At 40.7% G+C, this 13,899-nt stretch carries 10 protein-coding genes and 3 pseudogenes; 7 read left to right on the top strand and 6 right to left on the bottom strand.

Annotated features, from left to right (window positions below; translation table 11 throughout):
• Positions 1-455 precede the first annotated feature (455 nt).
• Complete coding sequence (locus tag DWX91_RS17945) at positions 456-782, top strand: transposase (protein ID WP_412693850.1); 327 nt, start codon at positions 456-458, stop codon at positions 780-782.
• A 14-nt stretch (positions 783-796) separates the two neighbouring features.
• On the opposite strand, the pseudogene DWX91_RS06530 reads toward DWX91_RS17945, so the two are convergent.
• Positions 797-1,237 (bottom strand): annotated as a pseudogene (locus DWX91_RS06530) (glucan-binding protein); the annotation flags it as partial.
• Between the two features lie 107 nt (positions 1,238-1,344).
• Here DWX91_RS06530 and DWX91_RS06535 point away from each other — a divergent pair.
• The 3 genes and pseudogenes from DWX91_RS06535 to DWX91_RS17950 form a co-directional block, all read left to right on the top strand.
• On the top strand, positions 1,345-1,665 hold the full coding sequence (locus tag DWX91_RS06535; protein WP_107001446.1) for an AAA family ATPase: 321 nt from the start codon (positions 1,345-1,347) through the stop codon (positions 1,663-1,665).
• Positions 1,666-1,767: 102 nt separating this feature from the next.
• On the top strand, positions 1,768-2,055 hold the full coding sequence (locus DWX91_RS06540; protein WP_107001445.1) for a hypothetical protein: 288 nt from the start codon (positions 1,768-1,770) through the stop codon (positions 2,053-2,055).
• Between the two features lie 66 nt (positions 2,056-2,121).
• Positions 2,122-2,246, top strand: a pseudogene (locus tag DWX91_RS17950) (hypothetical protein); the annotation flags it as partial.
• A 40-nt stretch (positions 2,247-2,286) separates the two neighbouring features.
• On the opposite strand, the pseudogene DWX91_RS17955 reads toward DWX91_RS17950, so the two are convergent.
• Both DWX91_RS17955 and DWX91_RS06550 read right to left on the bottom strand, forming a co-directional pair.
• Positions 2,287-2,501: pseudogene (locus tag DWX91_RS17955) on the bottom strand (type II toxin-antitoxin system YafQ family toxin); the annotation flags it as partial.
• A gap of 75 nt (positions 2,502-2,576) precedes the next feature.
• Positions 2,577-4,007 (bottom strand): RNA-binding domain-containing protein, encoded by a 1,431-nt coding sequence (locus tag DWX91_RS06550; RefSeq protein WP_243098994.1) that lies wholly within the window; start codon positions 4,005-4,007, stop codon positions 2,577-2,579.
• A gap of 106 nt (positions 4,008-4,113) precedes the next feature.
• On the opposite strand from DWX91_RS06550, the gene DWX91_RS06555 reads away from it, so the two are divergent.
• On the top strand, positions 4,114-5,652 hold the full coding sequence (locus tag DWX91_RS06555) for a glucan-binding protein (protein WP_118538529.1): 1,539 nt from the start codon (positions 4,114-4,116) through the stop codon (positions 5,650-5,652).
• A gap of 228 nt (positions 5,653-5,880) precedes the next feature.
• A complete protein-coding gene (locus tag DWX91_RS06560; protein WP_118538531.1) occupies positions 5,881-7,557 on the top strand; it encodes an AAA family ATPase in 1,677 nt (558 codons plus the stop codon).
• 203 nt (positions 7,558-7,760) lie between these two features.
• Here DWX91_RS06560 and DWX91_RS06565 read toward each other — a convergent pair whose 3' ends face one another.
• From DWX91_RS06565 to DWX91_RS17960, 3 genes are all read right to left on the bottom strand, one after another.
• The gene (locus DWX91_RS06565) at positions 7,761-9,287 is read right to left on the bottom strand and encodes an AAA family ATPase (protein ID WP_412693845.1); all 1,527 of its coding nucleotides are present in this window, start codon (positions 9,285-9,287) and stop codon (positions 7,761-7,763) included.
• Between the two features lie 359 nt (positions 9,288-9,646).
• Entirely contained in the window at positions 9,647-10,828 is a 1,182-nt protein-coding gene (locus DWX91_RS06570; RefSeq protein WP_412693846.1) for a hypothetical protein, read from the bottom strand.
• The gene (locus tag DWX91_RS17960; RefSeq protein WP_412693847.1) at positions 10,791-11,252 is read right to left on the bottom strand and encodes a hypothetical protein; all 462 of its coding nucleotides are present in this window, start codon (positions 11,250-11,252) and stop codon (positions 10,791-10,793) included. Before DWX91_RS17960 ends, DWX91_RS06570 begins: the two co-directional genes overlap by 38 nt.
• 629 nt (positions 11,253-11,881) lie before the next feature.
• Between DWX91_RS17960 and DWX91_RS06575 the strand changes: the two genes are divergently transcribed.
• A complete protein-coding gene (locus DWX91_RS06575) occupies positions 11,882-13,669 on the top strand; it encodes a phosphotransferase (RefSeq protein WP_118523982.1) in 1,788 nt (595 codons plus the stop codon).
• Positions 13,670-13,899 lie beyond the last annotated feature (230 nt).

A 13,899-nucleotide genomic window follows, 5' to 3' on the forward strand; every position in this document is an offset into this window, starting at 1 on the left:
AGGGACGTTACATGATCCCATATCTGCCGGATGGTGTTTATGCTGATCTTAGAACAGCATCAAACATAAGATTCCAGTTACAGGCGGAACTTACAAGAATTCAAAACAGAATCAGTCGTTGGTTCAATATATATTTTCCTGAATATAAGACGGTATACGGAAAGCCGGATGCCAAGAGCGGAATGCTAATCCTTAAAGCAGCACCACTCCCTGAAGATATCCTGACGTTAGGTATCGATGGAGTGAACCAAATCTGGCGTGATGAGAAGTTAAGAGCAGTTGGAAAGGCGAGGGCGAAGACCCTGATAGAAGCTGCTGAGCACAGCGTTGGAAGCAAAGAAGGTGCGGTGTCTGCAAGAATGGAAATTCGAATGCTTCTGGAGGACTATGAATCCAGAAATACGCGTCTACAGGAAGTTATGGTTCTAATTGAAGAACTGATAAGAAAGATTCCGATGGCTGAAAAGCTGTTAGAGATCAAAGGTGTGGGAATCAGGACAGTGTCAGGATTCCTTGCAGAAGTAGGTGATATCAGCCGCTTCAACAATCCGAAGGAACTGCAGAAACTTGCAGGATTTCCGTTGATTTTCTTCTTAGCGGCGTCTTTGTACATCTTACCGGAAGCATTGAACCAGTACCAACCTTCGTCATCACAGATGTCATTTTCACTGCAACCAGGAACTGTTTTCTGTACATCCTCATCAGTATCTAACATACCGGATTTCTCAAGCCACAGCCACTTATTCTCTGTTCTTGCGCCATCCATCTCTTCACCGAAGTAGTAAATAGCTCCTTGCCAATCCTGCCAACCATACAGCATCTCACCATCTTCGTTGAAAAGGTATGTCTTACCATTGATCTTCTTATCCTGATCAGCAACTTTTTTACCCTTGTTGTTGAAATAGTACCAATGCTTACCATCGGAATCCGGATCATCCTGATCATCATCAGACATAGTATACTTCCAAGCGTTTGTCAGCATAGCGCCATCTTCGCCTACATAGTAGTCATCGTCTACCCATGTGTTGGTCTCCATATCTCCCTCATCATCGAGGTGGAACCATTTACCGCCATCTTTTTTCCACTCGCCTGTTACCATCTCATCATCGCTATCATAGTAGTGCCAAACACCAGCGTCATCTTTCTGCCAACCAGCTGCGAAAGAAGTCATGGAAGCACCCATAGCGAGTAAAGCTGCTGCAGAAAGTACTGCAACTAATTTAGTCTGCTTTCTCATAATTAATGCACTCTCCTTTTTACTTTTTGAAATATTTTTCTCGAAATCCTAACTGCATTACCAGGTCATTATACTTCGGATATGGAAAAGTATCGGGAGGTGTTTTCATGTATCGAAAAATTACAATATTTTTAGAATACTGGAAAAACAGTAAACATCGCAAACCATTGATATTGCAGGGGGCCAGACAGGTAGGCAAAACCTATTCTGTTCTCGAATTTGGACGTACCCATTACGAAAATACTGTTTACTTTAATTTTGATACAAATCCAAAGCTTAAGCAGACATTTGATGAAGACATTAGTCCTGAATACTTGGTTCCGATTCTTTCTCATATATCCAGTCAGACGATTGTCCGCGAAACAACATTAATTGTATTTGATGAAAACAAGAAAATCGTGCCTCTGTATGCTGCTTTTTGTATATAAAATACTTTTTACAAAGATAACCAGAAATTTTATGTATTCTTCACAAAAGGAACACATCTTTGCGTTACACTAAAGCCATCAATTTTAAGGAGGCAATCGAGTATGACAGCTAATACAAAAACAACCTGGAGTGTCTGGGGAATCCTTTTTGGCATGGCGATTGTGCTGGGAATCGGAGTGGCATTTTTAGCATTTACTTTAACCAGAGATCCACAGATTCTGGCATTTTTATATGATAAAATCACAGTTCCGCAGAGCCTGCACTTCATTACCAATTTTAAATGGATTTTTAACCTGCTGGTTGTCTGCGTAACAGCAATTCCGGCCGCAGCCGTACTTTATGTAAGCGAGCGGGGATTCAGCCGCTGCGTGCAGCCAAAAGAAAAATAAAGACAGATAAACAAGAAGTGATATATGCTCTAAGTGACTTCTTAATCATGATATTTGTCATGGTTAGTGAAGAAATCACTTAGAGCATTTTTGTTTCAAGACGAACTTGAGATTGAGATCGCGGAACTGGAAAAGGCTGTTACCGGCTACGAGCAGAGCCAGAAATCAGCAGAGAAATTTATAGCCTTGATTGACAAGTATGAGAATTTTGACACGCTGACAAACACCATCCACAAGCAGCCAGTCGGGAGAATATGACATTCCCGATGACCTGCCCAATCGCCGGACAGGTCATGGTCGCGGTTCTTATCCGGCAGCGGCTCGCCCATTGCCAGCAATGCTACGACCTGCTCCAGCAGCTCGATCTTCATGCCACGCTTTATGGCTCGTTTGTAGTCTTTTTTGAAACCGGTCGTGTATTTAACGGTATATTTGGTTTCTTTCATCTTTTCAGGTCAGCAAAGCTGAATCGGAATCCGAGCTTCCAGTTTGCACGTTTAAGTTCTGATTTAGCTAATCGCTTACTCTCCTGTATAATAAACATTTTTTCCAGAACCATTTATATGCAATTTTCCGGCACTGGATAATTCCTTTAAGATCCTATACGCTTTTGTTGTACCTATATTTAAAAGCGCTTCGGTTTCTTTTCTTGTTATTTTTTTATGCTCTGCTACATATGAGAGAATTTCAGCTTTTTCAGAAGATAGCGGCTGTCGGTAAACTGCTACCAGACGTTTCCTTGGTTTTGACAGCTTTTGTATTCCTTCGTTTCTATTTGGAAGTGTAACACGGAAAACACCTTTTGCTGTTTCAAAAAAAGGCTTTTTTTCGTTATCTCCATAGGCTCGTTGAATTTTTCCAATTCCTGTACCATAACTTTCTATTAACATCATGCGATAAAAAATAGCTGCTAAATTAGGATTCCTTGGCTGCGATACACCCAGAAAAATAGAATTTAATTCCAGTCCGGAAACCAATCCTCCCAATGAGACAATTTCTATACGATCGTCATAAATATTTATAAGATTACTTCCGCTAAACGAATAATCTCGATGAACAATACTATTTAAAAGAGATTCTCTGATTGCCTCTTCTGGGTAATCTTTTTTATCAATACGGATTAAACCCGAAAAACTGGCTTGCGTTTTATTGTTTAAATCAATAAACTGATAAACGTCTTCCAATTGTTTTAAAATAGAACCAGAAAATTCCTTTCTATCTCTGAAAACCGCTTTATCTGTTCCTTGAAAAAGAGCCACTTTTGTTGTTACTTCACATTGATCCGATAATAGCAATGCAAGATTTGTGTATAAATGATCATCACCTATCAGTTTTAATGTTTGCATCTGTGATCTTCCAAACGCAATTTTTCGTTTGTGCATCTCATTTTCAAAATACTCAAATGTCAAATCCTGATTCATGCTTCGGCTTGTTTCATAGGAACATCTGCCGCTTTGAATGATCATTTCCCGGATGCCCTCATCTGTCATGGGTTGTGAAGAACTTCCTTTTCGAACATATACACCACTGGGCTTTAGACCTTTTTCCCGAATATAATATGGACGATTCGTTCCTGTTGCAATATTAATTTCAACGACCGTTTTTCCGTCAATTTCCACAGTTTTTATATTGACAAAAGGCATAATATCAGGTGCGATAGAATCTTTTAAAGAACCTGCAACCTGAAGCATGATTGCATCTGGATCATCTACGCCAATAATTGCTCCATCTTTTCTAACACCAATCAAAATAGTACCTCCAGAAGCATTTGCAAAGGCAATTACTTCTTTTCGAATCTCAGGTACATATTCTTGCTTAAATTCCACCTCTTGATTCTCAAACGAAAGCATACTATTCACCTTTCTTTCTTTCTTTCTTTCTTTCTTTCTTTCTTCTATTGTATTTGGGAAAGAAAGAAAAGTCAACGAAAAAAAGAAACGAAAAATCGACAAATCCCACCTCCCGATACTTTTCTATATCCGAAGTATAATGACCTGGTAATGCAGTTAGGATTTCGAGAAAATTATTTCAAAAAGTAAAAAGGAGAGTGCATTAATTATGAGAAAGCAGACTAAATTAGTTGCAGTACTTTCTGCAGCAGCTTTACTCGCTATGGGTGCTTCCATGACTTCTTTCGCAGCTGGTTGGGAGAAAGATGACGCTGGTGTTTGGCACTACTATGACAGCGACGATGAGATGGTAACAGGCGAGTGGAAAAAAGACGGTGGTAAGTGGTTCTATCTGGATGATGACGGCAACATGCTGACAGATTCTTGGGTAGACGATGACTACTATGTAGCTGAAGATGGTCATATGCTGACTAACGAGTGGAAGAAGACCGTGTCCGATGACGATCAGGATGATCCGGACGAGGATGGCGAAAGCTGGTACTACTTCGGCAGCAAGGGTAAAAAGACCACTTCTGATGATAAAAAGATCAATGGCAAGACTTACTTCTTCGATGAAGATGGAAAAATGCAGTATGGCTGGTATGCTGATTCTAACAACAACGTATACTACTTAGGCGAAGAGGATGACGGTGCTAGAACCAACTCTTCTTGGCTGTGGTTAGCTGCTCCGGATTCCGAAGATGATGATGAGAAAGATGCAGCAGATGCCGTAAGCCATGATTCTCAGGATGATGATGATCCGTGTGATGAAGAAGGTTGGTACTGGTTCGGTAGCGACGGTAAGATGTACAAAGACGCTAAGCAGAAAAAGATCAACGGTAAATACTACTACTTCAACAATCATGGTCAGATGCTGTATGAGTGGATCAATGGTGTTAAAGCAAACGTGGCTTCCAATGCAAAACTGGATAGCGATTCCATCGAAGCTACCGCTTCTGAAGTACGTTACATGAACGTAGTTGAAGAGGGCTGGAGAGCTGATGGCTGGTATCAGATCGATGGTGCTGATGCACTTAAGGCAGGCGATGATACCGATTGGTATTACTTCAAAGACGGTAAGGCTAAGAAAGCTGATGACGGTGAGAAGAACAATACTGACTTAACTGATGACGGTGCTAAAGTATATACCAAGAAGATCAAGATCAATGGCAAGAACTTCTGCTTCAATGAAATTGGTCAGATGCAGACTGGTTTACAGATGATCGATAAGAAATTCTACTACTTCGACAATGATGGTTATATGAAGACCGGCAAGATTGCTAATGTTGAAGAAGAGGATGATAACTACACCTACTACTTCGAGACCAAGAATGGTCAGGGTTATACAGGTGAGAAATCCGGTTACCTTTACTGGAATGGCAAGAGACTGGAAGCAGATGATGATTACAGAATCTATGTTGTAGGCGAGAAATACTATCTGGTAAACAACAAAGGTAAACTTCAGAAATCTACTTCTAAAGAGTATGATGTAGAAAATTTTGGTGATGACGTTAAGTTTACGTTCAGAAACACATACGAGATTGCCTCTTCTACTAAAGATGGTTCTGAGGGCACCTATAAGAACGCCGCTACATTACCGAAGATTGAGCTGTTCGACAATGCAATTTATCAGGATGCACTGGGCGTTACACACTACGAGAATACAGATGCTTACGAGGCAGCACAGAACGCTGTAGCTAATAAATAATCTATATCTCAAATAACATTTAAAGAAGAGCTGTTACACAAACGTGTGGCAGATCTGAATAAAATGAAAAGGGTTGTGCACTTATATGGTGTAACAACCCTTTTTTGTTAGGGTGATTCCCAGGGGACTTTTTCTATCTTTTCAATCTCTTTCTCCACCTTGTTTCCCCCAGCCTTTCATGATATGATAATAAAAACAGCCTGATTTTTCGAAAGGAGCGATGATTCTATGACGAATCTTAATATTCCGGTTGGCGTCTCGGATTTTTCTCAGATACGTGAAAATGGATATTACTATGTGGATAAAACGGGACTCATTTCGGAATTATTAAAGAAAAGCACAGCAAACGTCACGCTGATTACTCGCCCCAGACGATTTGGAAAGACGCTGGCTATGAGTATGCTGGAACATTTTTTCGATATTCGACATGATAACCATTCGTTATTTCAAGATTTGGAAATCAGTCATGAATCAGCTATTTGTCAAACATGGATGAATCAGCGTCCGACTCTTTTTATTACCTTTAAGGATGTAGATGGGATTACATTTGACAGTGCTTTTGATATGCTGAAATTTGTCATATCCCAGATATGCATCGAATACTCTTATTTGGAGCAAAGCGATGCCGTCAGCGATGCATATAAAGAGATTTTTAAACGACTAAAAAATCAGACTGCATCTGCAACAGATGTAAAGGGTTCTATCCTGATTTTGATGAAAATGATGCAGGCTTATTATGGGAAGACAGTTATTCTTTTGTTGGATGAATACGATGTTCCCGTTGCGAAAGCAAGCAGCAATGGGTATTATCAGGAAATGCTGGAAATCATGAAAGCAATGATGAGTACCTCATTAAAAGATAATTCCAGCCTCTGCTTTGCGGTTGTGACAGGATGCTTGAAAATTGCTAAAGAAAGTATCTTCACTGGAACCAATAATTTTGTTTCGGATACCATCACAGATTCTCGATTAAATGAATATTTTGGCTTTACACAAAACGATGTAAATCAGATTTTAAAGGAATCCAATACTGCCGAATATTCGGATGAAATTAAAGCCTGGTATGACGGTTATCATTTCGGATGCTTTGATGTATATTGCCCGTGGGATGTGATGAATTATCTTCGGGATCTTCAGCATAATCCTTCCATGAAGCCTGAGAGTTATTGGAAGAATACAAGCGATAATGCAATTATTCGCTCTTTCATTGATTATGCTGGAAGCAGTATCACAATGAAATTGGAAAAATTATTGTCCGGCGGATATATTTTCCAAAAGATTGAAGAAAATTTAACCTATGATTATCTTCATTCTTCCGAGGATAACTTATGGAGTATTTTATATTTAACCGGTTATCTGACGCGCGTTCGAGAGATGGATATTCAAGAAACTATTCCAGATGGAACAACCGCGTTGATGATTCCGAATAGGGAAATCAAAGATATTTTTGAGTCAACAATTATAAAATGGTTTAACGAATCAACACAACATTGGAACCGCACAGAATTATTTCATGCGGTATGGGATGGAAACAGCGACAGGATGACGGATGAGATGAATAAACTTTTAAGAAAAACCATCAGTTATCATGATTACCGAGAAGACTTTTACCATGCATTTCTGGCAGGTATTTTTACTGGTGCCGGTTATGTGGTGGAGTCGAATAAAGAGCATGGAGAAGGACGAAGCGATGTGATTGTCTACGACTCTGAAAATGGACAATTGGCCCTTTTTGAAGTGAAATATTCCAGCACGCTTGACCAGATGAAACAATCCTGCCAAAAAGCACTTGCCCAGATCGATGAAAAAATGTATGCAAAAGAATTTGAGGATTCCTATGATAAAATTTTGTGTTATGGAATTGCTTTTTTTAAGAAACGCTGCCTGGTATATTTGAAAGATTGAATTAGTAAACGGTACAACGTTCGACCTTGACAAAAAGAGGACTCCGCCACCTCAGACTTCTCTGAAGTGACGGAGTCCTCTTATATCAAGCTATCAGCTTAATGATTCAGATTTGAATTGGATGTCAAATCACATCGGCCGCAAAAAGAGGATTTCTCAATCAACATCTCTTTTTACTGCCGCCGTGACAAATAACTTGCTTTTCATTTTTTAAATTCTAAAATTTTACATTCATGTTTTCGCGTCTTTAAATCATAATTGATTCCAACCAGCAGCATATTTCCTGAATAATCTTCCAGATTCTGGAAATATTGTTTTTTTAATATCTGCTGAATTGCGCCTTCGGCCGATTTGTTCCATTTTAGTTCGACAATCAAAGCCGGCTTATCCAGAAATCCTTTTCGCGGTAAATAAACTATATCTGCAAATCCAGATCCCGATGGAAATTCACGATAAACCTGATAAAAGTTTCTGGCAGCGTAGAGTGCCAGTGATACAGTATAACTCAGTGCATTTTCATCATTATACTGTAAATGGGATGTTTCAAAATGAGCCTGTTCCATATAAGCAGCTACTTTTTCTTCGTCTTTTTTCCAGATAGCATTAAGTAAATCAGCTGAGTTTTTCAATGCTTTCGAGACTTCTCCCCAATGGGAAACCGAAACCGCATTTACAAACTCTCCACGGATTTCATTATTAGGAATAAAAACTGATTTATGGCTGAAATCGTATCCCAGATAGCCCAGATGAATCAGCAAAGTCAGGACATCATCCTCGCTGTGAAATGTCGTCATATCATTGCTGAAACTGCCTGTATTGACCGGTACCATTTCTCCAGCCATCATGCTGAGAACGTCGTCTTTCAGCCCATCAAAATTCATGTCAATATATCCGCGCAGTGCCTCAAATGTTTCGGTCTGGTTCCAATAAGAATCGCAGATACCAGAAGTCATAGCAGCCACAACCGAACGCGGACTGTAAATAGAAGAGGCTTTTTCAAAGCGATATCCATCATACCATTCTTTGATTTCTGCCAAATCCATTTGATAATCTGAGCAGAGGCAGCGCACCTCATTTTCTGTGAAACCGACATATTGCGCCAGAACACCTGGATTTGCCATCGAGAATTCATCAAACATATTGAGCGCAGAATGGGTACCGTATTTTTTTATTGGCAATATTCCTGTCATATATGCCAGATGTATATGTGCCTTATCCTTTAGAAAATCACGAAGGAAATCCAGATATCGTTCCTGAGCCGCTTTATCTTCTGCGTATTCCCTAAAAATACAATCCCATTCATCAATGATTATAATAAATGGCTCATTTGTTTCAGCATAAATTTCCTTCATATTTTCCGTCAGATCTAATTCATCATAAAAATCAATCGTTGGATATTCACGGCGAATTTCTCTCATGAGTGAACGCCGGATCCGCTGAATCAATTCTTCGACATTAGAGCTTCGACTTAAAAATTCCTGGATATTTAAAAATATAGTTGTGTAAGTGTTTAAATATTTTTTATAATCTTTTGAACAGCTGATTTTTCGGTCTTTAAATAAAGTATCAGACTGACATCCCTTACTATAATAAGCAGCCAGCATATTGGCTGTAATGGATTTTCCAAATCTCCTTGGGCGGCTGACGCAGATATTTTTCTGGTTTGTTGCCAGCACATTGTTGGTATAAGAAATCAGCTCTGTTTTATCTACATAGATCTGAGAATGCACCGCTTCTGAAAAAGCTGCGTTTCCGGGATTTAAATATATACCATATAGCTCCCTCTCTTTTTAATAAACTGCACGTTTATCACACATCATGATAATTTGTTGTTTTTATTATCATATCATGAAAGAATCAGTGAAACAAGACTTGGAAGATATGCTTAAACTCAAAATGATAGTACTGCAGAGAGTTTTGCATATTCTATTCTTTAACTGACAGAGGGCAAATATAGTGGTATCTCGAAACACTTCGAGGTATCGGAGCTCTTTTTACTAAAAAAGAAGCGGCATTCCAGGAAATATCCTGAAATACCGCTTCTCAATTATCCTAGGTCAAATGACTAATCGAATAAAATTCAGATTAATTATTTGTTTGGCTTGTTTAATTCTAACCAACCTTCAACAGCCTTAGTACCAGCCAGCTCTGTGTAGGTATAAATATCGTCATCATACAGCTGGATGAACGGTACAGATACGATCTGATCCTCTGTAACAACATCTTTACCAAACTGAGCTTCTGCATCAGCAATCAGATCCTCAGCTTTGATTGTCTTACCGCTAGCTAAAGTAACGGATACAACTTTCTTGCCGCTGATCTCTACTTTTACATCATCCTCAGCGATGCCCTTGTTCTCGATGTCATACTTCTTGGAGCTCTTCTGAACTTTACCCTTGGTATTGGTCAGATAGATGTCTCCATCATAGTAGTACAGTCTGTAGTCATCATCTGCATCCAGTCTCTTACCATTAAAGTACAGATAATCATCTTTCAGACCAGTGTAGCCAAGACCATTCTTACCATTCTTGGTGTTGAAGTAGAATGTGTAATCATCATCGTCGTTCTCTACAGATGTTACGCGGCCAGTCTTCTGATAGCCGTTGTTATCGAAGTAGTAGAATCCGCCGTCAGCGTTGCAGTACTGTAAGCCATCCTGCATCTGACCTTTTTCGTTGAAGGAGAAGTATTTGCCTTCAACTTTGATTCTCTGAACGTATACAGCTCCGTCATCATCGTAAGTAGCGAAATCTTTGGCGCCGCCATCAGCGTATTTAATTTCGCCGTCATCGATGTAGTACCAGTCTGTATCGCCATCAGCATCCAGATCCTCAGCGCCGTCGATCTGATACCAGCCGTTACCTCTGGAACCATCTTCAACTACGTTGTAGTATCTCATATCGCCGGTTGTAGCATATTCACCTTTACCAAGGTTACCATCAAGCTGTGCGTTGGAGCCTGCCTTAACAGCCTTGCCATCAACCCACTCATACAGCATCTGACCATGATTATTGAACATGTAGTATTTGCCGTTGATTTTCTTCTTATCTGTTCCGTGATAAACTTTACCTGAAGACTGGAACCAGTACCAACCCTCATCATCACAGTCGTCATCTTCGGAACAATCAAGAACTACTTCCAGATCGTCATCATCATCCAGATCGTTCTCGTTGTTACCGGATTTCTCCAGCCACAGCCACTGAGACTCAGCTCTCCAACCTCGTCTTCTGTACCTAAGTAGTAGCGTTGCCGTTATCCTCATGCCAGCCATACTGCATCTCACCATCTTCGTTGAAGTAGTAGGTCTTTCCATTGATCTTCTTATCAGTATCGGTAACTTTTTTACCTTTGTTGTTGAAGTAGTACCAATGCTCGCCGCCGTCTTCCGGATCATCCTCATCCTCGTCAGCTACGGTCTTCTTCCACTCGTTGGTCAGCATATGACCATCTTCAGCTACATAGTAGTCATCATCTACCCATGTATCTGTCTCCATCTCACCATCTTCGTCAAGATGGAACCATTTACCGCCATCTTTCTTCCACTCATCGGTTACCATCTCATCATCGCTGTCATAGTAGTGCCAAACTCCAGCGTCATCTTTCTCCCAACCAGCTGCGAAAGAAGTCATGGAAGCACCCATAGCGAGTAAAGCTGCTGCAGAAAGTACTGCAACTAATTTAGTCTGCTTTCTCATAATTAATGCACTCTCCTTTTTACTTTTTGAAATATTTTTCTCGAAATCCTAACTGCATTACTAGGTCATTATACTTCGGATATGGAAAATTATCAATAGTTTTTTTACAGAATTTCCAACTTTTTATTTTGAAGTGGAATATTGTCTGTATTTCCTATGTTTCTCTTCCCTGTGAAGTACTGCCTTTCTCCGATACATCCACATTATAATACACGTTTTTCCAAAATACCATAACATTTATCTGTGCATTTTCTTACGGATTTTTTACGAAAATTCTTTATAGTTTCGTAATTGTATTTATATTTGTACAATCCTGTTTTAACCGCTAAAATGCCTGTATTTCCAGTATTTTTTACGTTTCTTATTTCCCACAGACCACCTTATCAAGCCTTTCGTCACTATTCACGCATACGTGCCCAGTAACAGTCTTTATTCTCCCCCCGCAGCATTGCTTTTTCCGTTTACTTTCTCTGTGTTTATGCTATAATGTTCATATATCACTTTTAATTTTATTTTTTGAACACACAACAGCTAGAACCTATTTTCACTCTTATCCATCTATAATGATGACGAAATACGTGAATATATAAGAGAAAAATAAAAGAATTTAATAATTCAGGAGGTTTTATATGGATCGCTATGGACTGATCTGCCGGAGTTTCTATGAGAATCCGGATGTAACCCAGCGGGAGCTTGCTTCGATTTTGAATCTTTCCCTGGGGACTGTGAATAAATTGCTTGGGGACTGCCTGGAGAAGGCATTTCTCATGACGGATATGGATACGGGGAAATATCTGCTGACCGAACAGGGGCTTAAGTATCTGGAACAATTTAAAGTGGATGGCGCCGTCATTACCGCCGCCGGGTTTGGCTCCCGGTTTGTGCCGCTGACGTTTGAGACACCGAAGGGGCTTCTGGAAGTGTTTGGCGAGCGGATGATTGAGCGCCAGATCAAGCAGCTCCATGAATCGGGGATCACGGATATCACAATTATCGTCGGTTATTTAAAGGAAAAGTTTGAATATCTGATCGACAAATATCAGGTCAAACTCCTCTATAACCCGGAGTACGCCACCAAAAATAATTTGGCTACGATCTACCATGCCCGCGAGCTGTTCCGCGGTCGCAATATGTATCTGCTTGTCTCGGACAACTGGATTCGAAATAATATGTACCATAAGTATGAGTGCGGCGCGTGGTACTCTTCCGTTTACATGGAAGGTGAGACGTCAGAGTGGTGTCTTTCTTCTAATAAAAAGGGGCGTATCACATCGGTGCAGGTCGGTGGGCATGATTCCTGGGTCATGTATGGACCTGCGTTCCTCTCGCGTGATTTTTCTAACCAGCTGATTCCGCTCATTGAGGAAGCCTATCATCAGCCTGGCACAGAACAATGGTACTGGGAACAGGTTGTCGTCGATCATATCAAAGAACTGGATTTTTCGATGAACTGCCAGCCGGCGGATCAGGTCTATGAGTTTGAAAACCTGGAAGAGCTGCGCCTGTTTGATCCGAAATATCAGAATCATTCGGACAATGCCGCCATGCAGCTGGTCGCACACGTTTTCAATGTAAAAGAGGAAGCGATACACAACATCCGCTGTCTCAAATCTGGTATGACAAACCAGTCGTTCCTGTTTGAACTGGATGGAAAACATTATATCTGCCGCATTCCGGGTCCGGGAACAGAATTTCTGATTAACCGGAAAGAGGAGGAGGCTGTTTACAAGGCGGTCACACCGCTTGGCATTACCGAACATATTTTGTATTTTGACGGAAAAACCGGCTACAAGATCGCCCAGTATTATGAGGGCGCTCGGAATGCGGATGCAAAGAATCCGCAGGAGATGGCCGCCTGCATGGAGATGCTGCGGAAGCTGCATCATTCCGGCGTGACGGTTCCGCACACGTTCCGCATTCGGGAACGGATTGATTTTTATGAAAGGATCTGCCGCGGACATGAGGAAATGCTGTTCGAGGACTACCCGGCGGTCCGCGCCCGGATGAATGAACTGATGGATCGGCTGGATACACTGGAACGTCCTTGCTGCCTCTCCCATATTGACTCAGTTGCGGACAATTTCCTGTTTCTGCCGGACGGCTCCCTGCGTCTGATCGACTGGGAGTATGCAGGCATGTGCGATCCGCTCATTGATATTGCGATGTGCAGTATTTATTCATATTATTCACAGGAAGAGCTTGACCACCTTCTGGAAGAATACCTCCAGCACGCCCCATCAGACGAAGAACGCTTTGTCACGTATGCCTATGCGGCGCTCGGCGGTTTCCTGTGGGCGCTCTGGGCGGTCTTCAAGAGTATGGAAGGACGCGAATTTGGCGATTACACGATCGTGATGTACCGGTATGCGAAAAATTATTATCGAAAAATTGTTTCCGAGGACTTGTTAAAATTGTAATATTTCCGTTAGGTATTTTACATTTATCTATGTTATACTTATAAAGTAATTTGATATGATACCAGGATCAAAAGGTCAGAAGTTCGACGCAAGCTTGCTTGCAGGAGAATTTTTGACCTTGGGACCCGCCAAAAACATGAGTAAGTAGCCATTTTTCAAAGAAAAATGAGCGAATTACGAATATTTTTGAAGATTGCGGGAGCATATAGTGCGGAGCATCTGGTATCAGA

The sequence above is a fragment of the Clostridium sp. AF22-10 genome (genome assembly GCF_003478725.1).
In the GTDB taxonomy this organism is placed as follows: Bacteria; Bacillota; Clostridia; order Lachnospirales; family Lachnospiraceae; genus Otoolea; species Otoolea fessa.